Raw genomic sequence first — 24931 nt, 5'->3', positions numbered from 1 at the left:
AATACAAAAAAACGACCTGTTATAAGGTCGTTTTACTCATTCTATGAAATTTACCCAATTTTAATAGCTTCCATAGCTGCCAATAAGGCCTCGAAGAGTGGCGCATCCTGAGGCGAATGGCCTGCTTCTTCGACAATTTGGAACTTAGCGTGAGGACAAGCCTGGGCTAAGGCATAGGCACCACTCGGACGACAATCGACGTCATAACGGCCATGAAAGATTGACATAGGAATATCCTTGAGTAAATGGGCACGATTGAGGATGTAGTTGTCCTCTCCCCAGAACATCTTGTTAGCAAAATAATGGGCTTCAAGTAGGCCGAGTGAACGGTCAACAGGCGCTAGCTCTGCATCCGGAGCTGGGAAATTTGGTCGCAGCGTAATAACGGATCCTTCCCAGGCACTCCAGCGTTTCATGGCTTCTTCTGCTAGGGCCTGATCTTCCCCAATCATTCGCCGATAGTAGGCTGTTACTAAATCATCTTGTTCTTCTTGAGGGATAAAATCTCTAAACAAGGCAAAGGCTTCAGGATAAAACTCGCTAGCGCCAAACTGGAAGAGCCAATCAGAATCTTCCTGTCGTCCTAGGAAGATACCACGAAGTATCAAACTCTTGACCCTATCAGCATGGTGGATGGCATAAGTCAAGGCCAAGGTTGAGCCATAACTTCCACCAAAGACATGCCAGTCCTCAATACCAAGCCTTTGTCTAATAATCTCCAAGTCCGCCACACTATCCAAAACTGTATTCGCTTCAAGGGATAGGAAGGGCTGACTTTTGCCACAACCTCGTTGATCAACTAGCACAATCCGATAAAATTCAGGATCGAAGAAACGCCGGGATGACTCCCCAACCTGCCCACCTGGTCCGCCGTGCAAGAAAACCACAGGACAGCCTGTCGGATTACCCGCTTCTTCCACATAAAGCGTATGGCCAGAACCAACTGGAATATGATGGCTCGCAAAGACTGGCGTATTTAGATAACCTAGCATGATTTCCCCTCCTTGGAGCGACGCTCCCACCATTCAAATTGATGGGCATAGTGATTTTTATCATCAACCAAGCCTTCTTGTATTTTTACACACTGCCACTGGTCTTGATCTAGGTCAGCGACGAAGGTATCTGCCGGAAAAGTTGCCTTAATATGCGTACGAATAACTCGGTCTGCTAAAGGCAATATGGCAGCAAAAATTTCTGCGCCCCCGATGACCATGACTTCTTGATCTTGCGCCAAGCTTTTGATTTCTTCTAAGTCATGAACACGGTGTAGGCCTTCAATTTCGGACTTATAGTCTTCTTGGCGAGTCAATACATAACTAGTCCGCCCTGGTAAGAGACGGCAGCCCATGGATTCAAAGGTCTTGCGCCCCATCAAAATAGCATGACCGAGTGTCACTTGCTTAAAAAACTTGAGGTCATTGGGCAAGTGCCAAGGCAGTTGATTTTGATAACCAATCCCGCCCGCTTGGTCTTGGGCATATACAAGAGTCAGCATGGTGTTTTTCTTCCTTTCTATGTAAGGATGTTTTAGACGGCAATCGGCGCCTTAATGGTTGGCCAAGGCTCATAGCCTTGTAGTCGAATTTGGTCAGTAGAGACTTGATCAAATTGCTCGAAATCGTCAATTTCCAATTGTGGCAGTAGTTTAGGCTCTCGGCTCAAGAGGGTCTCCGCCGCCTCCAAATGATTAAGATAGAGATGAGCATCCCCCAAAGTATGTACAAAGTCCCCTACTTCTAAGCCACATTCTTTGGCAATCAAATGGGTTAAGAGCGCATAGGAAGCAATGTTAAAAGGCACACCTAAGAAAACATCAGCACTACGTTGGTAGAGCTGGCAGGATAACTTGCCATCATGCACATAAAACTGGAAGAGTGTGTGACAAGGTGGCAAAGCCATACTAGGCACATCCTCAGGGTTCCAGGCTGACACAATTAGGCGTCTAGAATCAGGAGAATACTTAATCATGTCAATGAGCTGGCTAATTTGGTCCAAAGTCTCACCATTTCGGAGAGGCCAAGAGCGCCATTGAGCACCGTAAACATTACCTAAATTACCATAGCGTTCAGCAAAGTCATCATCAGTCAAAACTCGTTCATTAAAGGCTGCTAATTCCTGCTGGTAGATTTCATTAAAGTCTGGATCAGCGACTGCACGCAAGCCAAAATCAGTCATATCAGGGCCATGATAGTCAGGAGACTCCACATAGCGTTTGAAGGCCCACTCGTCCCAAATGTGATTATTGTGTTCTAGTAAATAGCGGACATTGGTATCACCGCGTAAAAACCAGAGTAACTCGCTCTTAATCAAGCCAAAAGGTACGCGTTTAGTCGTTACCATGGGAAAGCCTTGGCTCAAATCAAAACGCATCTGATAACCAAAAATACTCTTGGTCCCAACCCCAGTTCGGTCCGTTTTAACATGACCCTCTGCTAGGATTTTCTTGACTAATTCTTGATATTGTTGCATTTGCTTCTCCTTTGCTTGCCTTCTTTACTTACAGCGCCTAGGGCGCTAATTCACTTAAATAGTCATATCGCTCATAAAGATGGTAGAGGTGAGCTTCGGTCGATTCCAATTCTTCTTGAAGACTCATTAATTGGCCAGCATCTTGACTGTTGGCCTCCATGTCTTCCTGAATCTGATTGAGACGGTTCTCAGCGGCTTCAATCGCAGCCTCAATACCTGCCCATTCCTTCTTCTCTTCATAGCTTAACTTTTTCTGTTCACGTTTTGGTTTATTGCTTGGAGCAGGAGGCAGCTTTTCCTTTTCAGGGGCTGTCTGCTCCTTGGCAAGGTAGTCAGAATATCTACCCCAATAGGTGGTATAAGCGCCCTGCCCCTCTAAAATCAGGTACTGGTCTACTGTCTTATCTAAGAAATAACGATCGTGAGATACCACGACGACAAGCCCTTCAAATTGGCTTAAATAATCCTCTAAGACAGTTAGGGTATCAATATCTAGGTCGTTAGTCGGCTCGTCTAAGAAGAGGACGTTGGGTTCCTGAATTAAGAGCGAAAGTAGGTAAAGCCGACGTTTCTCTCCCCCTGACAAACTTGAAATGTTAGAACCATGACTAACCCGAGGAAAATTGAATTGTTCTAACATCTGTGCGGCACTTTTGGTGCGTCCATCAGGACTGACAAAGTTATCGGCGATTTGCGTCAGATAAGCTAAAATCCGCATGTCTCCCGGCAAATCTTGATCTAATTGGCGGTAGTAGGCTAAGCGTACCGTCTGCCCTAGCTTCAATGTCCCAGCTGCTAAGTCATGATAGCCTGCGAGGGTATTAAGAAAAGTGGTCTTACCGACCCCATTGGCACCAATCAGCCCAATACGTTCGCCTTTGGTGAAGTGTTTAGTATAGTCTTGAATGACCACTTGCTGCCCCACTTCAATCCGCGCCTGCTCCAACTCAATAATCTGATTGCCGATTCGTTGTTGATCAAATTCAAAACCAGAGGTCTCCACGCTATCCTGACGCGCGGCAATTTCTTCCTTTAATTGGTCGAATCGCTCGATTCGGGCTTGCTGTTTAGTCGTTCTAGCCTTGGCGCCCTTTCGCATCCAAGCCAATTCGGCTTGATAGAGCTTGTCCTGCTTGTCTTGCATTCTTTCTTCAAGTGCGAGTTCAGTCGCCTTCTTCTCTAAATAAGCTTGGTAGTTGCCACTATACTCGCGGAACCGACCGTGTCTTAACTCAACAATCTTATTAACGGTCCGCTCCAAGAAATAGCGATCATGAGTGACCAAGAGTAGCGCACCCTTGTAGGAAGCAAGATATTTTTCCAGCCATTGCACAGAATTGACATCCAAATGGTTAGTCGGCTCATCTAAGATAAGCAAATCTGGCTCAGCAATGAGGACCTGGGCAATGCCAATTCTTTTCTGTTCCCCACCTGAGCAGTCTCCCACTCGTTGATTGAGATTAACAAGACCTAATTGAGTCAAGACGGTCTTGGCTTTAACTTCAATCTGCCAAGCATCTGCCTGATTCATTGCTTCTGTGATAGACTGAAAGGCTTCCTGAAGCTTGCCATTATCAGGGTTTGATAACAAGGCATGATTGGCCGCCTCATAGTCATGCAAGAGCTTCAATTCTGGCGTATCTCCTGCAAAGACCGTATCTAAAATGGTCTGGTTAGGATCTAACTCAGGATTCTGGGCCAAATAGGCAATGCGATAATCCTTTGGCATATCAATAGTGCCTTGGTCATAATCGGTTTGGTCTGCTAGCACCTTTAAGAAGGAACTTTTACCGGTCCCGTTAGGTCCAATCAAGCCAATACGATCCCCTGTCCGAATGGCAAAATCAATGCCTGCCAGCAAGGTTTTGGTTCCATAGGTTTTCTCTAATCCTGTGACTGCTAAGGTCTTCATGTCATCATTCCCTCATTGTAACTCTGTTTATTATAGCAAATTTGACTGATTAAGTCTAAGCCCTAATAGCTAGGCGAACTGGGCCCGATAAAGGGCCGCATAATGACCATCTAAAGCCAATAGTTCCTGGTGGCTACCGGATTCTACCACCCCCGCCTCAGTTACTACCACTATGCGATCTACATGCTGAATAGTGGCTAAGCGATGGGCAATCACGAGACTGGTCCGACCTTTGGCTAATTGATCAAAGGACTGCTGGATATACTGCTCGGTTTGCGTATCTAAGGCGCTAGTTGCCTCATCTAAAATCAGTATGGAAGGATTCTTGAGGAAGATTCTCGCAATCGATAGGCGTTGTTTCTGCCCACCAGATAAGCGTACGCCGCGTTCCCCAATGGCAGTATCCAAGCCGTCAGGTAATTGCTCAATGACTTGATCCAATTTGGCCGCACGAATAGCTGCTTCCACTTCCGCCTCACTTGCATCTAATCGACCATAGAGGACATTCTCCCGGATGGTTCCGTCGAACAAGAAAACATCCTGTTGGACAATCCCAATCTGTTGTCTGAGTGAAGCCAAGGTGTATTCCCGGATGTCCTTGCCATCAATCAAGACTTGGCCCGATGTTACATCATAAAAACGTGGCAAGAGATTGACCATACTGGACTTACCTGCCCCGCTTGGCCCGATTAAAGCCACGCTCTCACCGGGTGCAATGGATAGGTTCAATTGAGAAATAACGGGACGTCCCTCTTCATAGGCCAGTTCCACATTACGATAATCTATTTGACCCTGGAAGTGTGGCGCTGGCTGGGCATCAGGTAGATCTTGAACTGCAACCGGCTTGGCTAATTCCTGTCTGAAACGTTTGAAACCCGCAAAGCCCTTTGGATAGGTTTCAATCATGATATTGATACTTTCAATCGGCTTAACAAAGGTATTAGCTAGGAGGACAAAGCCTACTAATTGGCCTGTCGTTAGCTCCCCTTTGAGGGTGAAATAAGCCCCGGACACCAAGGCAATTAAGGTGATAATACGCATTAAGACATAGTTAAAGGCACTAGAAGCCGCCATGGTTTGATAAAATTTAAGTTTATTGTCGCGATAATCTTGAATCAGACCTTCAAAACGTTCTTCTTCATGGGCTTCATTAGCGAATGCCTTGACTACTCGGATGCCACTGAGGCTGTTGGATATGCCGGCGTTAAATTCTCCCAATTGACGATAGACTTGGCTATTAATATGTCCCATCTTCTTATTAAAGATAGCCAGCGCAACTCCCAAGATTGGCACCAGAATCACTGTCCCAATGGCTAATTGCACATGGACCTGCAGCATGAGCCAAAAAGCCCCCACCAAACTCATCAGGGTAATGAATAAGTCTTCAGGCCCATGATGGGCTAACTCCCCGATTTCGAACAAGTCACTGGTTAGCCGCGACATGAGCTCCCCTGTCTGCTTATTATCGAAATACTCAAAGGACTGTCTTTGGAAGTACTGGAAGAGCTGACGTCGCATATCGGTTTCAATGGTAATGCCCAACTTATGGCCTAGGTAGACTACAATGTACTTCATCACCATATTGAAGAGATAGAAGGCAAGTAACAAGAGACAGACCCAAATAACCGTCTGATAATGGCCTGTTGGTAAGATGGTGTCAATAACCCGATTGACGACAAATGGAAAACTCAACTCTAACATAGCGGAAATCACCGCACAAGTAAAATCAATTATGAAGAGCATCTTGTAGGGCTTGTAATAGGCAAAAAAGGCGCGTAGCACCCAGCATCATCCTTTCTCATAAAAAGGCTGACCCTCTGGCCAGCCTTGTTTTGGCTAAAAACTGTTAATCTATAGCTAGCTTAGAGACTTCCCCCTACTTAAGCTGACCTGTCTTGAGGTCATAATCCGTATAAGGTCGCTCTAAATCTAGCAATAAAGCATCGTGATGTGGCTTTTGATTCTGGCTAGGCGGTGGCGTCATATAGTCACCAAACGCCTCACTCAAATAGGCATCATAACCCGCTGGAATGGGCATTTCTGTTCCTTCAAAAGGCTTGAAGACAGCTTGATCAAAGGCCTCGATTGGATAGAGTTTGCTCATATAGTAAGGACCTGAACATAACTCAATGCGGTAAGCCGCCTCTTGTCGAGTGGTCTTAGTCATCTTTTTATGCGCTAGTGACCAGATCTTATAACGGAGTTTAGAACTTGGGACTAGGCCCAGCAACACTCGACTGCCCCAGGCCAAAAGGCCCCCATGCTTTTCAGGCACGGTTTGAGCGCTAAAGAGCGAATAGATTAAGGCCCAGACCTTCTGGGTCTTACGTTTCCAGGCTGAGGCCGGTGCATAGTCCAAAGGCAGTACATCCAAGGCTAGGCCATGTGGCAAGTCTAAGTCGGCTTGATAAGGCTTGAGGCAAGTTGTCTGGCGGTCACGAATCGTGATGAAGAGGTTACGGTCGACATAGCCCTCATGAGACCGCGACAGAAAATAACGCGAATCTGCCTCTTTGGGCCAGAGTTCTGCCAAACGTTCATAGTCTTCCCTTGGCATAAAAAAGTCTAAATCATCGTCCCAGGGAATAAAACCCTGATGACGTAATGCCCCAATCGCGCCACCACCGCATAAGTAGCATAAGAGATTATGCTTCTGGCAGAAGGCAACAAAGTATTGGGCCATTTCTAGGCTTTTGGCTTGAATAGGTTCCATCTAACCCCTCCTTCTTTTAATTAATCACTAGATATTCCACTTAGCCACCGTTTTAAATGGTGTTTTACGGTCTTCTTCGAAGAATTGATAGATATCCTTGACATCCTCTAAATCCCCTACTTGGTGGATAATCATCCGCAGTCTTGAGGATACTTGTGGGTTTTCCATTAAGGCCACAGCCAATTGGAAGTCCTCACGTCCTGAGCGAGAAGAGCCTACTAAGGTCAGGCCTTTTTCTAAGACATCTCGGGTATTGACTGGCACTTCCGTCTCGGAAACTCCCATTAAAATCAGCGTTCCTTGAGGTTTAATATACTTAATAATGTCACGAATGGCTTCTTGACTGGCATCGCCACCCACACATTCAAAGGCATGGTCGAAGCTGAAATCTTCCGGAATATCTTGTAATTCATAGACTTCATCTACAAAGCTGAAAAGTCTTAATTTATCATGGTTTTTACCTACTACAATAATCGTAGCATCTGGAAACTTAGCTCTTAAGACGGTAGCTTGGACAAAGGCTAGCGAACCTGATCCCCAGACCACGATTCGGTCACGCTTGGATAAGGCCATAGAGTCAAAACGACGGGCCCCGTGCGCTGCCACCGAGACAAATTCGGTCATAGCCGCTACCACATCTGGAATGCTTTGATAGCCCACAACGCGGTCTAATGGCAAATGCACAAATTCCTGCATGAAACCATCGTAACCACTGGATAGGAAGTGAGTTCCTTCCACATAGTTCTCATAGAACTCACCTGAATGGTTAAAACCTTGCGGAGGCTGATTGGGAATCATGACCACCTTATCCCCTACTTGATAGGTGCCGGTTTCGTCACGAACGACAATACCACAACACTCGTGAATCAAGGCCATTGGTAATTTTTGCTTGAGTACTTTGGCTGAACGCTTGCCTTGGTAGTAGCGTTGGTCTGCATGACAGAGAGCCATGTAATTAGGACGTACTACAACTGGCTTAGCCGAGTCTGTCGACACATCTTCATACTTAACTGAGAAGAAGTATGGGCGAAGTAACTGATAGACGCGATTAATCACTTTAGATCTCTCCCAACATAGCTTCTGCAATCTTCAAATCGGTCACGGTCGTAATCTTCAAGTTAGAGTATTCCCCTTTTACTAGGCCAACACTTTTCCCTTTGAGGACAAAGACCTTGCAGGCATCGGTTAATATCTCACGCTCGTCTTGACTGAGGCTAGCGAAGAGGCTATCAAACTGATTAATGCGGAATGTTTGAGGGGTCTGACCTTGGAACATGTGTGCCCGATTAGGAATAGAGCTAATAGACTTACCATCTTGGGATTCCACAATGGTATCGTTAGCCATGACAACTGTATCGGTCGCATCATAGTCATCCATGACCTTGATATTGTCTTGAATCATACGATAAGAGACAAAAGGACGTACCGCATCATGAGTAATTAAAATAGCTTGGTCAGAGACAGGACCGGCTGACTTAATATCTGCGATGATATTGAGGATACTATCATTCCGATCTCCACCCCCATCAACGGCTTTAATCTTAGACTCATGGCCTGGCAAGTGTTTGCTTACTAAATCATTGAAGTAGACTAACCAATTTGGGTGTACAGCTACATAGACTTGGTCAATGTCTGGTACTACTAAGAATTTTTCGATGGTATGAATAATAATGGGCTTATTGCCTAACATAAGGAATTGCTTAGGCATATCTTGAATCCCCATTCTGGATCCAATGCCTCCTGCTAGAATACCTGCATAAATCATGCATCTCTCTCCTTCTCACTGTCGTAAAGTGTCTTTCTATCCTAATTATTATAGCACATCTTATATCTACACGCATAGAAATCTCATTAGCTTAAGCATTTTATTAAGAAATGATCACACTTCCAAGCAAAAAAGCCAGACAAGCGTCTGGCTTTTTACTTATCTTAGGCTTCCATTTGCGAACGCAAGAGCTCTAAGTCCTCTAAACTATCAATTTCAAAGGTTTGGTGACCTTCAATTGGATAAACATGAACATCTAAATCAGCTAGGTTATCCTTGACCACGTCATCCCAGTAGAGATTGGCATAATCTGCTTCTTGGTAGTAGCGCTCAATCAGTTGCTGTAGACGTTGGCCGTCTTTGGCACTCCAGTAAGAGACACCAGACAGAATTCTCCCCTGGCCGCTATCTACCGTAATGGCCGTTACACGTTGATCATCTTGATTGTAGTGCAAGACCCATTCATCCTTGAAACCTTCTTTTGCTACCCCAAAGTAGAGGGAACTTTTTGGTGCTGATAACAAGAAGTTATCGACTAGGAAATTATCGGCATCAATAACATAGGCATCACTTAAATGGTGACGGACCAAGTACATGGTGTAAAAGTTATTGTAGCTTTCAAATTGGTCATTGTGAATCAAGGTCACGCCATATTGGTCCTTAAGAAAATCGAACTTTTCAGCCAAGTACCCTGTCACGACAATAATGTCTTGAATCCCTTTAGCCCGCAAAAATTCAATCTGACGCTCGATTAGACTTGTCCCTGCGACTTGAATTAAGGATTTAGGGGTTGTTAGGGTGATTGGCCGCAAGCGGGTTCCCATACCAGCGGCGAGAATTATTGCTCTCATTGATTAGGCTCCTTCGTGTTGAGAAACTAAGACACTGCTTACAATCATCAAAGCCGCCGATAGCAAGAGAATTGGGTTAAATTCAGCTCCTCCTAGCAAGATGGAGAAGACAATGGCCCAAATAGCGTATGAGATATTGAGTGCAGTAGCCTTTACAGGACCAATTGTATCAATTGCTCGATAAAAATTCAAATAAGACAATGTGCCTAAGACAGCAACACCCAAGATTAACCAAAGAACTGGCTGACTAATAACAGCCGCCACGCTAAAGACCAAGTCAGATTCGAAGGTAATAAAGCCCAAATAAACTAAAGTAGAGACGCATTGACGAATCCAAAGAGCTTGCTTAGGATTCAAATCTTCCTTCATCCCAATGGAACAAATCACACTCTCCAAGGACCAGCCGACTACGCTGAGAAAGGCCACTAAGAAGCCAATAAGTTGGGCATTAGATTGCATCATATCACCAGACAGACTCACGCCTAAGACCGCTAACACAGCCAAGCCCAAGCCAATCCAAACTGGCTTAGTGATCTTTTCCTTAAGAATTAACATACCTAAAAAAGCAGCAACCACTGGATACATAGAGGAAATACTTGCTGTTAAGCCTGCCCCAATCGCATCTACCGCATAGAGATAGGCTCGCATACCCATAGGACCACCTAAAACAGCTGCTAACATGACTACAAAGGAACTCTTGCTAGTCAATTGTTTGAAAGTTTGTTTGAGTTGCCTTTGACGAACCAACTCCCCCGTCATCATTAAGGCAGAAAAACCATCATGGAAGAGGGCCAATAAAAGGGCCGCGCCAGCTAGCCGCGGGTCAACTAGGGTAAAGGGCAACATCATCAGAATTACGCCACTATAATGGGTATCTGCTCCCCACAAGAGACCTGACAATAGGCCGGCAATGATACCACTTGTTTCCTTATTTTTCATCTAGCTTCATCCTTTCTTTTTTAGAGCATGGTAGCGCGCTAGGTTAGCTTGCGCACGACGGTAGCGTTCAATCCCATAGTCCCCAAAATCGTCGCCCCGGCTTTCCTTGAAGATGGTCCAGACTGACCAGAGGAAGTCTTGGCAAATTTGATAGATTAAGAGTTTAGTTTTCAAGCTTTCTGGCACCTCTTGATCTTGGCAGTAGAGGCTTAAGAAGCGATCTTCCTGGTCTTGGCTGAAGCCACATTCTAGACTGTGGGCCGCTAAATCCCAGGCCAAGTCATTCATACCTGAGTACTCCCAGTCAATCAGATAGGCCTTACCGTCTCCACCTTTGACAAAGTTCTCTGGAACTGTGTCAATATGACATGGCACTATTTGAACTGGTAAGTCAGCCAAATCTTCCTGTAGTTGGAAAACTTCCTGACGTGTCGCCTGATAGCCGTCAAAATAGTCCGCCCCTACTTCATCCACGAAACTCTCATACTTAGCAATTTCTTCGAAGACATCAAAACGGTTATCAAAGTCTAATCCTGATTGATGTAACTGTCTGAGGAGTCCCGTTGTCATTCGCATATTGTTAAGGTAAGTCGCTGTATTGGCATTCAAGGTTTCAGCATCTGGAATGAAGGCTGACACCTTGGTCCCTGTCACTTCGTCAAAGTAGAGGGTCTCAGCATCTAAGCCCAGAATATGAGCTAAGAGGCTATTGGATTTCTCAGCTGGACGGTTAATGAACTTCTCCGTCCCGTTGCCGGCAATCCGAATGATGTAAGGTTGGCCTTTAAGTATGACCTTGTAGTTCTTGTTAGTCATACCACCCGCACTCTCTAAGGTCGCAATATCCTCAGGGCTAGCATCCATCTGGTCGGCCAAGAACTGCTCCACTTCTTGCTTAGCTGCCCGTTCTTCCTTGCGAACCAAACGTGGGTAGACTCGCTTAAGAACATGATGAACCTGACTAGCATCATCAATTTCGCCCCAGAAGAAGTCATCCAGTTTAAGGTAACCCAAGCGATAGTCTTGGGCAACGTCTAACATAATATATTCATAGTTAACATACGGATTGAGGTTGTCAGCATAAATCGACAGCATCTTAAGATAGAAAGGATAGGACAATTTGGACAGGCCAATCATTTCACCGTCGATACGGTTGAATTGGTGAATATCCTTACCCATCTTATAGACATAGCCATCACGCAATTCCACCATGGCTTCATCATGTTGCTCACGTACACTAGTAATCAACATAGCGGAATCACTGGCGACCTTATTCAGCCCCTTAATCCCACGGATTTCAAAGAGTAAATCCCCCTCAATCAGGAAGAAGTCGCCATCAATATGAGGAGCTGCCGTGGCCAGAGAAGCCATAGTCCCTGTGTGGGCATAAGCCTCATTGACTACTAGAGTCACATCAGGCATGTCAGCAACATGTTGAGCCAAGAGGTCAGCTTGGAAGCCAGCAACCAAGACAAAACGCTCTACTCCTTGGTCTCGTAAGACTTGAAGGGTCCGATCCAATAAGGTATGGTCCCCTAATGATAGGAGTGGAACAGGTTGGTCCATATGACGAGGTTGGCCTGCAGCAAGAATAACTGCTTGATGAATTTGCTCCTTGGCCTGAGCCAACTGAATCTTACGGGCATTTGCATCTTTCAAGCCAGTCTCTAGCAAAGCCAAGCCCTTGTCCGTCACTTGATAGTGGTTACGCGTCCCCTGACGCTCAATCTCAATGTAGCCTTGTTCATCAAGTCGCTTGAGAATCAGATTAATTTTGCCTAGGGATAGGTTAGTCGCTTGTGCCATATCACGTTGACTGCCCGCTTTTTCTCGGTTCAAGTAATACAGCAAGGTCATTAAGTCATTCATCTTAGCCCTTCTTTCTGTGTTCATTTTTTGAACTTTAGTCTAGTATAAACCACTTATTATCTTATGTCTAGAGTTTTAGCTTAAAAAGTTCAAATAATGAACAAAACCCTCAGCATTTAGCTGAGGGTTAGAGGTCCTATTATTTTTTTGCTTTTTTATGGCGCCATTCTTTCCAAAGCTTAGCCAAGGAGAAGACAGGCTTATTTCTGACCAGTTGGTCGTCAGCCAGATAGTTTCGCATGGCCTTAAGAGTCTGCCCTGCCTTAGAGACGACAAAGTGATAGGTGCCTGCTGACTTGGTATCAATGAAGAAGCCCCGAATGAAGCCTCGTTTCATCAGCATGATGGCACGAACCTGGCGAATTTCGCCCCAAGGAATCTGAACGAAATCAGCTGGATTGCGGTCATTATAGAATTCAAATGCCTTGTTACCCACTAGAATACGGCCATGGCGGCCCATTACGCCACCAGACATCCAGTTGGCAGTTGTCACAAAGTCTGCCCGGCTATTCAATGATTCAACCATACTTCTCTCTCCTTCTACAATGCTTTAGAGTAGTGGAATATCTATCTGATCATAAACCGCCTCTTGATTGTCGGGCTGGCCCTTATCGCGTCTTTCTAGATAGGCTTGAACCTGAGCAGCAGTGGTCAAGCCATGACGCTCCCAATTAATCAGAATGCGATCAATATACTTAAGGCTGAGAGCTTGACGCAAAACGGCTTCCTTAACTGCTAGACGGATTAAATCAGGCGCATAGCCATCTTGCTTGAGCCAACCATTCAAGGTCTCATATTCGAGTGCTGACAGGGAACGGCCAAACTCCCCTTCCACCAGAGGAATGAGTTGACTAGCCGTCATGGTCTGTTTCTGATCACTTGTTGGGTCTGTCTCATTACTAGAAGTCGTCTGTTTTTGCCTAGCTGCTAGATTAAAGGACTCTAGTCGTTCAAAAAGTGGTGCCAGACTCAAACGGTCTTGGCCCGAAGCATCCATTTCAAAGACTAGATAGCCCTGATCTGCTAAGAGAGATAGTTGAGACATGGCTTGATGAGACTGCCAACCGTAATGTTGCGAGCATAGTTCTACAACAGCCATAGGACTCAAATCCCCCTCCTTCTGACCTAATATCGTAGTCACTAGGAGAAAGGTTTCAGGACTCAAGCCTAAGTCTTGATAATGGCTGAGTAAGACCTGCGGCAAGACGATAAAGCCTTCTTGGTACCAATTATACATGATGCTTCCCCTTTCTCAGTCTAGTTTTCCTATTAGCACGGGGCAGCTTCCTCAGATTAGGAGGCTAGCCATGAACCACTTAGCTCTTAGGCCTTCTTAGCTTTCTTGGTTTCGCGTTCACGCGCACCCTTGTCAAGGATTTGCTTACGTAAACGAACGCTCTCAGGTGTTACTTCACAGTATTCATCATCATCCATGAACTCTAAGGATTCTTCTAGAGTTAGGATACGTGGACGTTTAATAACCGCGGTTTGGTCTTTGGTTGCTGAACGAATGTTAGTTAATTGTTTAGCCTTGGTGATATTAACAGTTAAGTCGTTCTCACGGTTATGTTCCCCAATAATCATCCCACCGTAGACTTCAGTCCCTGGGTTCACAAAAATAGTCCCACGATCTTCTAAGTTCATAATCCCATAAGTAGTGGCTTGTCCTGCCTCAAGGGCAACCAAGGCACCGTTACGGCGGTTCCCAATATTGGAATCAATAACAGGTTGATAGTCATCGAAGCTATGGTTCATAATCCCATAACCACGTGTCATAGATAAGAACTCAGTAGAGAAACCAATCAAGCCACGAGCCGGAACAGAGAAGACCATACGGATTTGACCATTACCTGTAGTTACCATATCCGCCATTTCAGCCTTACGTTGACCTAAGGCTTCAATAATCGCCCCCATGTATTCTTCAGGTGTGTCAATTTGTACACGCTCGAAAGGCTCACAGGTCTTGCCATCAATTTCCTTAAGGATTACCTTAGGACGTGAAACTTGGAACTCATAACCTTGACGACGCATGTTCTCAATCAAGATAGCCAAGTGTAATTCCCCACGACCAGACACGATAAAGGCATCTGGTGAGTCTGTTGGCTCAACACGCAAGGATACGTCTGTTTGCAATTCTTGCATAAGACGGTCTTGGAGGTTACGGGAAGTCACAAACTTGCCTTCTTTACCAGCAAATGGTGAGTTGTTGGTTAAGAAGGTCATTTGTAAGGTAGGCTCATCAATGTGGAGAATTGGCAGAGCTTCAGGATTTGCAGCATCTGCTACGGTCTCTCCAACGAAGATATCTTCCATACCTGATAAGGCAATTAAGTCCCCTGCCTTAGCTTCGTTAATTTCCACGCGGTCCAAACCGAAGAAACCAAACATCTTGGTAATACGGAAGTTCTTGCTAGTGCCGTCAACCTTCATAAGGGTCACGTTGTCGCCGACTTTCATCTTCCCACGGAAGATACGGCCAATCCCAATACGCCCCACATATTCATTATAGTCCAACAAGGAAACTTGGAATTGTAATGGTTGGTCGGAGTTATCAACTGGAGCAGGTACATGTTCAATGACTGAGTCAAAGATAGCATCCATAGAAGGCTCTTGGTCTGCTGGATTGTCAGATAAACTAGACGTCCCGTTAAGGGCTGAAGCATAGACTACAGGGAATTCCAATTGATCATCATCGGCCCCTAATTCGATGAAGAGCTCTAAGACTTCATCTACTACTTCTTCTGGACGAGCAGAAGGCTTGTCAATCTTGTTGACTACGACAATCGGTACTAAGTGTTGTTCTAAGGCTTTCTTCAAGACAAAGCGAGTTTGTGGCATGGTCCCTTCATAGGCATCCACCACCAGAATAACCCCATCAACCATTTTCATGATACGTTCTACTTCGCCACCGAAGTCCGCGTGACCTGGGGTGTCCAAGATGTTGATACGGGTCCCCTTATAATCAACGGCAGTGTTTTTGGCTAAGATGGTAATCCCACGTTCTTTTTCAATGTCGTTAGAGTCCATGGCACGCTCATCTAATTTAGCACGCTCATCGAGGGTGTTGGACTGTTTAAGCAACTCGTCAACCAGTGTGGTTTTACCGTGGTCGACGTGGGCAATAATAGCAATATTTCGGATATCCTTACGCGTATTCATTAATTTCTCCTAACTGATCTTTTTCTTCTGCTAAAACGCGGATGACTTCATTATGAACGCTGTCATGCGCGAAAATAATAGGACTGGCTGATAAAATGGATAGTTGAGAGCCGTCAGGCTTAGTTGCCTTGAAGCCCATAGCCTCACAGATGGCCCAGCCAGCTGCAAAGTCCCAAGGACTTAAATTGAAACTTAAGTAAACTGCCGCTTCACCACGAATGACTTCGATCACTTCAAGAGCAGCAGAACCGTGCGCCCGAACGCCTAAGACATTTTCTAAGAGGCGTTGGCTATTGCAACGGTTTTGAGTAAACATGGCCACGTTCCCTACCGCTAGAGAATCTTGTAGGCGGTCAATCTTAAGTGGCACCAGTGGTTGGCCGTTGAGGGTAGCACCTTGGCCCACAATCCCCGCATAAAGGTCATGTTTCATGACATCGTAAATGTAGCCAGCTAATGGCTTACCATCTTGGAAAATCCCAATCAAAATGCCAAAGTTATTTTTCTGCTTAACGAAGTTAAGGGTCCCATCGATTGGGTCAATGACCCAGACAATGCCGGCCAAATCTTCCGTTCCTTGACTCATTCCTTCCTCACCAATGATGCGATGGTCTGGGAAGTGACTGGTAATCTTATCGACAAAGTATGCCTCTGTCGCCTTATCCATCTCCGTAACTAAGTCGCTGGCGCCTGTTTTCTGATCCACTTGAAGGGATCGTTTGAGTGATTGCCGTAAATTCTCAGCGGCTTCTTCTAGCCAGACCAAGACATGGGCATGAACTGTCTTAAAATCTTCCATTTGAACCTCCTATGTTGATACGCACTACGGGGTTGTCCGCTGAGGAATCCTTGAGAGTCTTCATTTGCCGAACGACCTGGTAGATAGAATAACCACTAGCTGACTGGAAAGCTCGATCTAGTCGCTTTTCTTCGCCAATACTGGTCACTATTTGCTTGAATGCTTGGTAACGTGGCCACAGAGAATTAAATTTGACCCCACCCTGGTAGACTGCTTCTACTGCAGATAGAAAGTCGACGACCTTAATAATTTCCTCTGTCGTCCAATCCGGGTTCAGGGGGTATTCAAACTGTGTCATACACGTTCCTCCATTCAAAACACTCTAACTATTATCATACCCTATTTTGGCCAAAAAATAAAAGGTAAACTTCATAGTCAACGCTTACAGACTATAATTTATCTTCAATTTGTCTAGTCACTAGAATATTAAAGGCTTAATATACGAATTTTATATAGTTTCCCCTCGGAAAAGCAAAAAGCAGAGTTGCTTTGCAACCCTACTTTTCTGTAAGTTTAATTTCCTAATGTCTGGCGCCATTCAAGGAGCGAAGCCACATCTTCTTGTTCGATATATTGAGCCTCCAAGGCAGCCTCGATCAAGGAGTCATAATTGGTTAGAGTATGGTAGCATACTCCAGCTTCAGCAAAGGCCTGCTGAGCCTTGGTCAATTCATAAGAGAAGATGGCAACAACGCCTAGAACTTGACATCCTGCATCTTTTAGGGCTTGAGCCACCTTAAGCGAGGATAAGCCAGTCGAGATTAAGTCTTCTACTATGACCACCTTGGCTCCCGGCGTCAAGTGCCCTTCAATCTGGTTGGTCTTACCGTGCTTCTTAGCGGAGTCCCGTACATAAACCATGGGCAAATCCAGCAAATCGCTGACCCAAGCCGCGTGGGGAATACCAGCGGTTGCTGTCCCCGCTACTACTTGGACCTGAGGATAATGTTCCCTAATGACATGACTTAAAGCCTGGGCAATCTTACGACGGACTGACGGATAGGACATGGTCAGGCGATTGTCACAATAGATTGGCGATTGAATACCTGATGTCCATGTAAAGTACTGGTGGGGCTGTAAAGCGACCGCTTTAATAGCTAATAATTCTTGGGCAATTTCTTTTGCACTGGACATGAAAATCCTCCTATTCTTACTTCAAAAAGCTCTGACAAATGCCATCATATACGGCGACCGGGTCACTAGCTAACGTAATTGGGCGTCCGACTACAATATGAGTTGAGCCGAGTTGGCGAGCAACTTCCGGTGTGGCGATGCGCTTTTGATCCTGACTTGGCCCACCAATCAAGCGTATGCCCGGCGTGACAATGGCAAAGTCCTGGCCACAAGCCTCCCGAATAAGGGATGCCTCATGAACCGAGGCAACAACTCCATCCAAACCCGCTTCCTTGGTCAACTGAGCGTAATGACGGACACTGGTCGCTAGGTCTACTGGAATCAATTGTTGGGCCTGCATTTGTTCTTGAGAGGTAGAGGTTAACTGGGTTACTGCGATGGCCAAAGTTTCAGGGCTGCCTCCATCAAGTAAGCCTTGCTTGGCAGCCTCCAGCATTTCCTTGCCCCCCGCAGCATGAAAATTAAGCATGTCCACTTTGAACTGGGCTAAACCTTTGCTTGCGCCATAAACTGTATTGGGAATGTCATGTAGCTTAAGGTCTAGGAAGATGCGATGCCCTCTATCCTTGAGAGCAGATAAGACTTGTGGCCCATTTTGTAGATAGAGTTCCATCCCAACCTTAACATAGAGTTGGTCGTGGCCACTAAAGGGTGCTAAAAATGCTATGGTTTCTTCTAAGTTTTTGAAGTCTAGTGCGACGATGACATCGCCAGAATATCTTTGATTCATAGTTCCTCCTTATGGATCAAGTCCGACTAGGCCAAAGGCGTGATATGGAAAGAGGTGGATTCTAGCACCTTTAAGAGGGCCATACTAGTATCCAAAGAGGTGAAGCAGACGATTTCTTGCTCACTGGCTACCCGGCGAATCTTGAAGCCATCCTTGGTGACATGTTTATCCTTAGAAGTGGTGTTAATGACTAGGTCTACTTGCCCTTGATAGATGGCATCTAAGACATTGTGATCCTGACTACCGATTTTGCCTACAGAAGCTACTTTAAGTCCTGCCTGACTTAGGTAATCAGCGGTACCTGGGGTGGCCAAGAGATTGAAGCCCAAGTCACTAAAGCGACGGGCCAGCTCCAAGGCTTCGGCCTTGTCTTCGTTAGCTACTGTGAAGAGGATGGTCCCTTGGTCCTTGACCTGGATGCCGGCGGCTACTAGTCCTTTGTAGAGGGATTTTTCCAAGGTTAAGTCGCTCCCCATGACTTCTCCGGTTGACTTCATTTCAGGCCCTAAGGCGGTGTCTACATCCTTGAGTTTTTGGAAACTAAAGACCGGTACTTTGGTGTAAACAGCAGACGGTTCAGGCAGCAAGCCAGTCTGGTAGCCTAGATCACTTAAGGATTGGCCTAAAATAGCTTGCATAGCTAATTGTGCCATGGGGACGCCGGTAATCTTGCTGAGGAATGGCACCGTCCGTGAACTGCGTGGATTAACTTCCAAGACATAGAGTTCACCCTTGCTAAGCACGTACTGGATATTAAGTAGGCCTACGATGTTGAGGCCCTTAGCCAGACGAATGGTATAGTCGACTAGTTGCTCCTTCTGAGCCTGACTTAAGGTCTGAGGTGGGTAAACGGCGATAGAGTCACCTGAGTGGACACCTGCCCGCTCAATATGTTCCATAATGCCCGGAATGACTACTGTTTGACCATCACAAATGGCGTCGACTTCGATTTCTTGACCGATCAGGTAACGGTCTGTTAGGACAGGATGTTCCGGCGATACCCGCACAGCGGTCTCCATGTAACGACGCAAATCAGCTTCTTCATAGACGATTTCCATGGCGCGACCGCCCAAGACATAGGAAGGTCGTACCAAGACTGGATAGCCAATGAACGCAGCGTTAGCGACAGCTGTTTCCGTATCTGAGGCTGTCTTACCTAAAGGTTGTGGAATAGCTAATTCATGCAAGAGCTGCTCAAACTTATCGCGGTTTTCAGCCTTGTCAATTTCTTCCAGACTGGTCCCAAGGATTTTGATTCCGTGAGCTTGGAGTTTATCGGCTAAGTTAATGGCAGTCTGACCACCAAACTGCACGACCACCCCCAAAGGCTGCTCGTGGTTCAAGATAGCCATGACATCTTCTTCGGTTAGCGGCTCGAAGTAGAGTTTATCAGAAATGGTGAAGTCGGTTGAGACGGTCTCTGGGTTGTTGTTAATGATAATGGCTTCGTAACCTGCCGCCTTAATGGCCAGAACGGCATGGACAGTTGCGTAGTCAAATTCCACCCCTTGTCCGATACGAATCGGACCAGAACCCAGCACTACGATTTTAGGTTTGTCCGTCACGATGGATTCATTCTCTGCTTCATAGCTAGAATAGAAGTAAGGAGTTGAAGACTCGAATTCTGCCGCACAGGTATCCACCATCTTGAAGACTGGTGTGATGCCCGCTTCTTGACGTAGCTGATAAACTTCTGCCTCAGTGGTTTGCCATCGGTGGGCAATGATTTTGTCAGAGAAACCGTAACGTTTGGCATAAGCCAAGAGATTGAGGTCATGCGGATTGGCCTTGAGTTCATGTTCCAAATCAATAATATGCTGCATCTTATCTAGGAAGAAAGGATCGATTTTAGTCATGTCATGAATCTGATCTACGCTGACGCCTCGTCTCAGGGCTTCGCCAATGAAGAAGAGGCGTTCATCACTACCTGCTTGAACCTTTTCCATGATTTCTTCCAAACTAAAACTATCACCATTAGGTAGGCCCAAGTGGTGGACGCCGTATTCTAGCGAGCGGATAGCCTTCAGTAAAGACTCCTCATAGGTCCGCCCCATAGCCATAACCTCACCCGTTGCCTTCATTTGAGTGCCTAACTTACGGTCGGCGCGTTCGAATTTATCAAAAGGAAAACGTGGAATCTTGCTGACCACATAGTCTAGGCTGGGTTCGAAGCAGGCATAAGAATTCTGGGTGACAGGGTTGAGGATTTCATCAAGTCTTAAGCCAACGGCAATCTTGGCCGCTATCTTAGCAATCGGGTAGCCAGTCGCCTTAGACGCTAAGGCCGAAGAGCGAGACACGCGCGGGTTGACTTCAATGATATAGTAGTTAAAGGAATCTGGGTCCAAGGCTAATTGGACATTACAGCCTCCTTCTATCTTGAGGGCCCGAATAATCTTAAGGGATACATCGCGCAACATGTGATACTCGCGGTCAGTCAGAGTTTGCGATGGGGCCACCACGACTGAATCCCCGGTATGAATCCCTACAGGGTCAATGTTTTCCATGTTGCAGACGACAATGGCAGTATCATTGGCATCACGCATGACTTCATACTCAATTTCCTTATAACCTGCGATGGATTTTTCTAGCAAACATTGGGTTACGGGCGAATAATGGAGACCTGAAGAAACTATTTCATCTAAATCCTGATCATTATAACAAATACCGCCACCAGTCCCCCCCATGGTAAAGGCTGGACGAACAATAACTGGATAGCCAATTTGTGCCACAAAATCTCGAGCTTGATCTAAGTTGGTGACTATTTCTGATTCAGGAACCGGCTCCCCCAATTCCTGCATGAGCTGACGGAAGAGCTGGCGGTCTTCCGCTTGCTCGATGGAGGCTAGTTTGGTGCCTAGTAATTCGACACCGTATTGGTCCAAGACTCCCTGGCGATGCAATTGAACGGCAAGGTTGAGCCCCACCTGACCACCAAGAGTAGGCAACAAGGCATCAGGCCGTTCCTTACGGATGATTTTGCTGATAAATTCTAATGTTAGTGGCTCCATATAAACCTTATCGGCAATCTGACGGTCGGTCATAATGGTGGCCGGATTAGAGTTAACCAGGATAACTTGGTAGCCCTCTTCCTTCAAAGAAAGGCAAGCTTGAGTCCCGGCATAATCGAATTCTGCTGCCTGTCCAATTGTAATAGGACCCGACCCAATGACCAGAATGGTTTGAATATCTTGACGTTTTGGCATGATAGGACTCCTTTACTTGTGGTGACGAGACTGAGCTTGGAAGGCTTTCATATTCTCAATGAACTGGTCAAAGAGATAATTAGGATCATGTGGTCCTGGCGAGGCTTCGGGATGGTATTGAACTGAGAAGACTGGGTAGAACTTATGTCGAACGCCTTCGCAGGTGCGGTCATTAACTGACAAATGAGTTAATTCTAGGTCTGTATCTGCCAATGAGTCAATATCTACACTGTAACCATGGTTTTGCGAAGTCAAGTCTACCTTGCCTGTCAAGAGGTTCTTAACAGGATGGTTGGCACCACGATGGCCAAATTTGAGCTTGTAGGTCTTGGCTCCTGCTGCCAAACTAATCAGTTGATGGCCCATGCAAATACCAAAAATTGGTAGCTTGTCCATGATTTGGCCAATCATGGCAATGGTCTCTGGCACATCTTCAGGGTCGCCAGGTCCATTAGAGAGCATGACGCCATCAGGTTGAAGACGTAAAACTTCCTGAGCGCTAATATTATGAGGCACCACGACAATGTCACAGTTACGCTCATTAAGCTCACGCAGAATACCTGACTTCATGCCTAAATCAACCAGAACTACTCGATAGCCCGTTCCTGACGACAGGAAGGCCTTAGAAGTCGACACTTGGGCAATTTGGTCCCTGGCCAGCTCAGTCTTTCTAAGCTGCTCTAGTACTTGTTCTGGATCTTGAGACAAGTCAGTAATAATACCTTTAATAGTCCCATATTGGCGAATCTTCCGCGTCAGACTGCGGGTATCAATCCCCCAAATTCCTGGGATATCTAGTTCTTTGAGTGCTTGATCTAAGGACATTTGGCTACGGAAGTTAGAAGGCTTTTGGCAGACTTCGCGGACTACCAGTCCCTTAATAGAGGGATTAATGGTCTCAAAGTCATCACGATTAATGCCATAATTACCAATTAAGGGATAGGTAAAGGTGACAATTTGACCGTTATAAGAAGGGTCTGATAGTGTCTCTTGGTAGCCGGTCATGGCGGTATTAAAGACGACTTCCCCTGACATAGCCCGGTCAGCACCAAAGCCATAGCCCTTGTAGATGGTTCCATCTTCTAAAATCAATTGCTTATCATAGCTGTACATAATCTCGCTCCTTGTCTTACACGCTCTTAGGCAAAAAATGCGGCATCTTGATAGGCGATGCGGCCTTGGCTAATGGTTAGGATAGGCCAGCCATAAACTTCTTGACCGGCGTATGGCGTATTCCGACCTTTGGACAAGAAATTCTCAGGTTGGATACTTGCTACCTTGTCTAAATCGATAACGACTAGATCAGCAGGCTGACCGACTGCTAAGTTTCCATATGGTAGATCAAAGATTTTTGCCACATTAGTCGACATCTTGTCCAAGAGAAATTCTAGGGACATAATGCCTGGCTTGACAAAGTGAGTATAGAGCTGGCTAAAGGCTGTCTCAGACCCTACAATACCAAAGGCCGCCTCCTGCATTGGCAGGTCTTTCTCAGACAGAGCGTGTGGCGCATGGTCAGTAGCGATAATGTCGATGGTCCCATCTAATAGGCCCGCAATTAGGGCTCGACGGTCCTCAGCTGCGCGCAGGGGTGGATTCATTTTCCAGAAGCCATGGTTGTGGGGAATGTCACCCTCGTCACTCAGTAAATGATGGGGGCAGACTTCGCAGGTCACCTTAATACCGTTGGCCTTTGCCTCACGAACTAGGCGAACGGATTCCTTGGTCGACACATGGCAGACATGATAGTGACAACCTGCCGCTTCAGCCAAGAGAATGTCGCGGGCAATCTGAACCGATTCGCAAACAGATGGAATACCTGGCAGTCCTAGTTCCCGACTGCGACAGCCACAGTGCATACAGCCACCTCGAATTAGGGAATTGTCCTCGCAATGGGCCACAATGGCTTTGTTAAGTCGGGCGGCAACACACATGGATTCATACATCATATTAGCATTTTGGACCCCACGCCCGTCATCACTGAAGGCAAAAACGTGTTGAGCTAACTCGTCAAACTGAGCGTAGTCCTCTCCTAGCTCCCCTTTGGTAATGGCTCCGTAAGGAATGGCCCGAATAACCGAATCGCGTGCAATAATATCTAGCTGGGGCTTAAGGTGGTCATAGGAATCAGGTACCGGATTGAGGTTGGGCATGGGCATGGCCGTGGTGAAGCCACCGCGTGCAGCCGCTCTGGAAGCATGGTAGATATTTTCCTTGTATTCAAAACCTGGTTCCCGCCAGTGAACATGGACGTCAATAAAACCCGGTGCTAGAAGTTTACCTTTAAGGTCAAATATTTGATCTGCACTGGCATTGAGCTCCATGTCCATGGCTAATATCTTGTCCCCATCAATTAGAATTTCGACAGGCTCTAAATGCCCCTTGACTAGACGACGACCATTTTTGAGTAATAACATGATGTAACTTCCTTTCTATCTTGTTAGAGGGCGTTATCGGCAATGATTTTCTCCAGAATGGCTTGGCGCATAAAACGGCCATTGGTCATCTGAGTGAAAATGCGAGATTCAGGAGCTTCCACCAAGTCAGAGTCAATCTCCATGTCCCGATTGACTGGTGCAGGATGCATGACAATGGCCTGAGGCTTAAGGGCTCGATAGCGAGCTGGCGTTAAGCCATAGCGAGCATGATAGTCTGCTTGGCTTAAGGCTACCGCCTCCTGATGACGTTCAAATTGGACGCGTAATAGCATGCAGGCATCAACCTGGTCAATGACCTGGTCGAAGTCGACCATTTGGCCCAAAGTCGGGTCTGCAAAGACTTGAGGTCCCACAAATTGAACCTTGGCCCCCAATCGGGTCAGCATGTGATAGTTGCTTCGGGCCACCCGCGAATTCTTGATATCACCTGCTATAACTAGCTCCAGCCCTTCTATACGGCCAAATTCTTCATAGAGGGTCATCAAATCCAGCAAACACTGGCTAGGATGTTCCCCACTGCCGTCACCACCGCTGATGACCGGAATGGTCAAGCCTTCTAGTTCCTGATAATAAGCTTCTTGGCTATGGCGAATGACCAAGATGTTGCAGCCTATCGCTTCAAGCGTCTTGCAGGTATCATAGAGGGTCTCACCCTTGTTAAGAGAAGAGGTTGAAGCATCAAAATTCAGGACCTGCAAGCCCAACTTCATTTGAGCCACCTCAAAACTATGCTTGGTTCGCGTTGAGTTTTCGAAGAAAAGATTGGCCGCTATGAGGTCGGGGCGTTGAATGGGACTGGCTCCTGCCTTGAGCTCTAAGGCTCGCTCAATCAGGCCATAGACCTCCTCATTGCTTAAATCCGACATTTTTACTAAATTTCGCATATGTCTCCTCCTTATGATGCTATCAAACTATAAGAAAAAACCACCTAATAGTCCTCGCTATCA

Annotated in this window: 22 protein-coding genes; all 22 read right to left on the bottom strand. The window is 46.1% G+C overall.

The features are described from left to right. Positions 1–50 precede the first annotated feature (50 nt). The gene (pip, locus tag Q0339_RS01480; RefSeq protein ID WP_298077009.1) at positions 51–992 is read right to left on the bottom strand and encodes a prolyl aminopeptidase; all 942 of its coding nucleotides are present in this window, start codon (positions 990–992) and stop codon (positions 51–53) included. After that, positions 986–1495 carry a dihydrofolate reductase gene (locus Q0339_RS01475; RefSeq protein ID WP_298077007.1) on the bottom strand — a complete coding sequence of 170 codons (510 nt, stop codon included), beginning with the start codon at positions 1493–1495 and terminating at the stop codon, positions 986–988. The genes pip and Q0339_RS01475 overlap by 7 nt, the downstream gene beginning before the upstream one ends. Positions 1496–1527: 32 nt before the next feature. After that, positions 1528–2469 carry a thymidylate synthase gene (locus Q0339_RS01470; RefSeq protein ID WP_298077005.1) on the bottom strand — a complete coding sequence of 314 codons (942 nt, stop codon included), beginning with the start codon at positions 2467–2469 and terminating at the stop codon, positions 1528–1530. Between the two features lie 37 nt (positions 2470–2506). Continuing rightward, positions 2507–4381, bottom strand: a complete 1875-nt coding sequence (locus Q0339_RS01465; protein ID WP_298077004.1) for an ABC-F family ATP-binding cassette domain-containing protein — start codon at positions 4379–4381, stop codon at positions 2507–2509. A 69-nt stretch (positions 4382–4450) separates the two neighbouring features. Then, positions 4451–6163, bottom strand: coding sequence for an ABC transporter ATP-binding protein (locus tag Q0339_RS01460; RefSeq protein WP_298077003.1), 1713 nt, complete (start codon positions 6161–6163; stop codon positions 4451–4453). Between the two features lie 94 nt (positions 6164–6257). Further along, positions 6258–7094 (bottom strand): phosphorylcholine transferase LicD, encoded by an 837-nt coding sequence (locus Q0339_RS01455; protein ID WP_298077002.1) that lies wholly within the window; start codon positions 7092–7094, stop codon positions 6258–6260. 27 nt (positions 7095–7121) lie between these two features. Beyond that, positions 7122–8150, bottom strand: coding sequence for a zinc-binding dehydrogenase (locus Q0339_RS01450; protein ID WP_298077001.1), 1029 nt, complete (start codon positions 8148–8150; stop codon positions 7122–7124). A 1-nt stretch (position 8151) separates the two neighbouring features. After that, entirely contained in the window at positions 8152–8859 is a 708-nt protein-coding gene (locus tag Q0339_RS01445) for a 2-C-methyl-D-erythritol 4-phosphate cytidylyltransferase (RefSeq protein ID WP_298077000.1), read from the bottom strand. Between the two features lie 164 nt (positions 8860–9023). Further along, positions 9024–9710: a sugar phosphate nucleotidyltransferase gene (locus Q0339_RS01440; protein ID WP_298076999.1), complete on the bottom strand. Its 687-nt coding sequence runs from the start codon at positions 9708–9710 to the stop codon at positions 9024–9026. A 3-nt stretch (positions 9711–9713) separates the two neighbouring features. After that, a complete protein-coding gene (locus tag Q0339_RS01435) occupies positions 9714–10649 on the bottom strand; it encodes a DMT family transporter (RefSeq protein WP_298076998.1) in 936 nt (311 codons plus the stop codon). A gap of 6 nt (positions 10650–10655) precedes the next feature. Next, positions 10656–12518, bottom strand: a complete 1863-nt coding sequence (locus Q0339_RS01430; protein ID WP_298076997.1) for an NTP transferase domain-containing protein — start codon at positions 12516–12518, stop codon at positions 10656–10658. A 139-nt stretch (positions 12519–12657) separates the two neighbouring features. After that, positions 12658–13044, bottom strand: coding sequence for a DUF956 family protein (locus Q0339_RS01425; protein ID WP_298076996.1), 387 nt, complete (start codon positions 13042–13044; stop codon positions 12658–12660). 24 nt (positions 13045–13068) lie between these two features. Beyond that, entirely contained in the window at positions 13069–13755 is a 687-nt protein-coding gene (locus tag Q0339_RS01420) for a DnaD domain protein (protein WP_298076994.1), read from the bottom strand. 86 nt (positions 13756–13841) lie between these two features. Then, complete coding sequence (gene typA / locus Q0339_RS01415) at positions 13842–15677, bottom strand: translational GTPase TypA (protein WP_298076993.1); 1836 nt, start codon at positions 15675–15677, stop codon at positions 13842–13844. Then, entirely contained in the window at positions 15664–16476 is an 813-nt protein-coding gene (locus Q0339_RS01410; RefSeq protein ID WP_298076992.1) for an inositol monophosphatase family protein, read from the bottom strand. Before Q0339_RS01410 ends, typA begins: the two co-directional genes overlap by 14 nt. Then, positions 16463–16774: a UPF0223 family protein gene (locus Q0339_RS01405; protein WP_298076991.1), complete on the bottom strand. Its 312-nt coding sequence runs from the start codon at positions 16772–16774 to the stop codon at positions 16463–16465. The genes Q0339_RS01410 and Q0339_RS01405 overlap by 14 nt, the downstream gene beginning before the upstream one ends. A 215-nt stretch (positions 16775–16989) precedes the next feature. After that, positions 16990–17610: an orotate phosphoribosyltransferase gene (gene pyrE, locus Q0339_RS01400; protein WP_298076990.1), complete on the bottom strand. Its 621-nt coding sequence runs from the start codon at positions 17608–17610 to the stop codon at positions 16990–16992. Between the two features lie 16 nt (positions 17611–17626). Continuing rightward, positions 17627–18340, bottom strand: coding sequence for an orotidine-5'-phosphate decarboxylase (gene pyrF, locus Q0339_RS01395; protein WP_298076989.1), 714 nt, complete (start codon positions 18338–18340; stop codon positions 17627–17629). Positions 18341–18366: 26 nt separating this feature from the next. Continuing rightward, positions 18367–21546 (bottom strand): carbamoyl-phosphate synthase large subunit, encoded by a 3180-nt coding sequence (gene carB, locus Q0339_RS01390; protein ID WP_298076988.1) that lies wholly within the window; start codon positions 21544–21546, stop codon positions 18367–18369. Positions 21547–21558: 12 nt separating this feature from the next. Beyond that, complete coding sequence (gene carA, locus Q0339_RS01385; protein ID WP_298076987.1) at positions 21559–22659, bottom strand: glutamine-hydrolyzing carbamoyl-phosphate synthase small subunit; 1101 nt, start codon at positions 22657–22659, stop codon at positions 21559–21561. Between the two features lie 26 nt (positions 22660–22685). Further along, positions 22686–23963, bottom strand: a complete 1278-nt coding sequence (locus Q0339_RS01380) for a dihydroorotase (RefSeq protein WP_298076986.1) — start codon at positions 23961–23963, stop codon at positions 22686–22688. Positions 23964–23986: 23 nt separating this feature from the next. After that, a complete protein-coding gene (locus tag Q0339_RS01375; protein WP_298076985.1) occupies positions 23987–24868 on the bottom strand; it encodes an aspartate carbamoyltransferase catalytic subunit in 882 nt (293 codons plus the stop codon). Positions 24869–24931: the final 63 nt, after the last annotated feature.

The sequence above is a fragment of the uncultured Abiotrophia sp. genome (genome assembly GCF_938010525.1).
Lineage (GTDB): Bacteria > Bacillota > Bacilli > Lactobacillales > Aerococcaceae > Abiotrophia.
The sequence above is the reverse complement of the archived record's forward strand: the minus strand, read 5'-3'. Positions and strand labels throughout refer to the sequence as shown.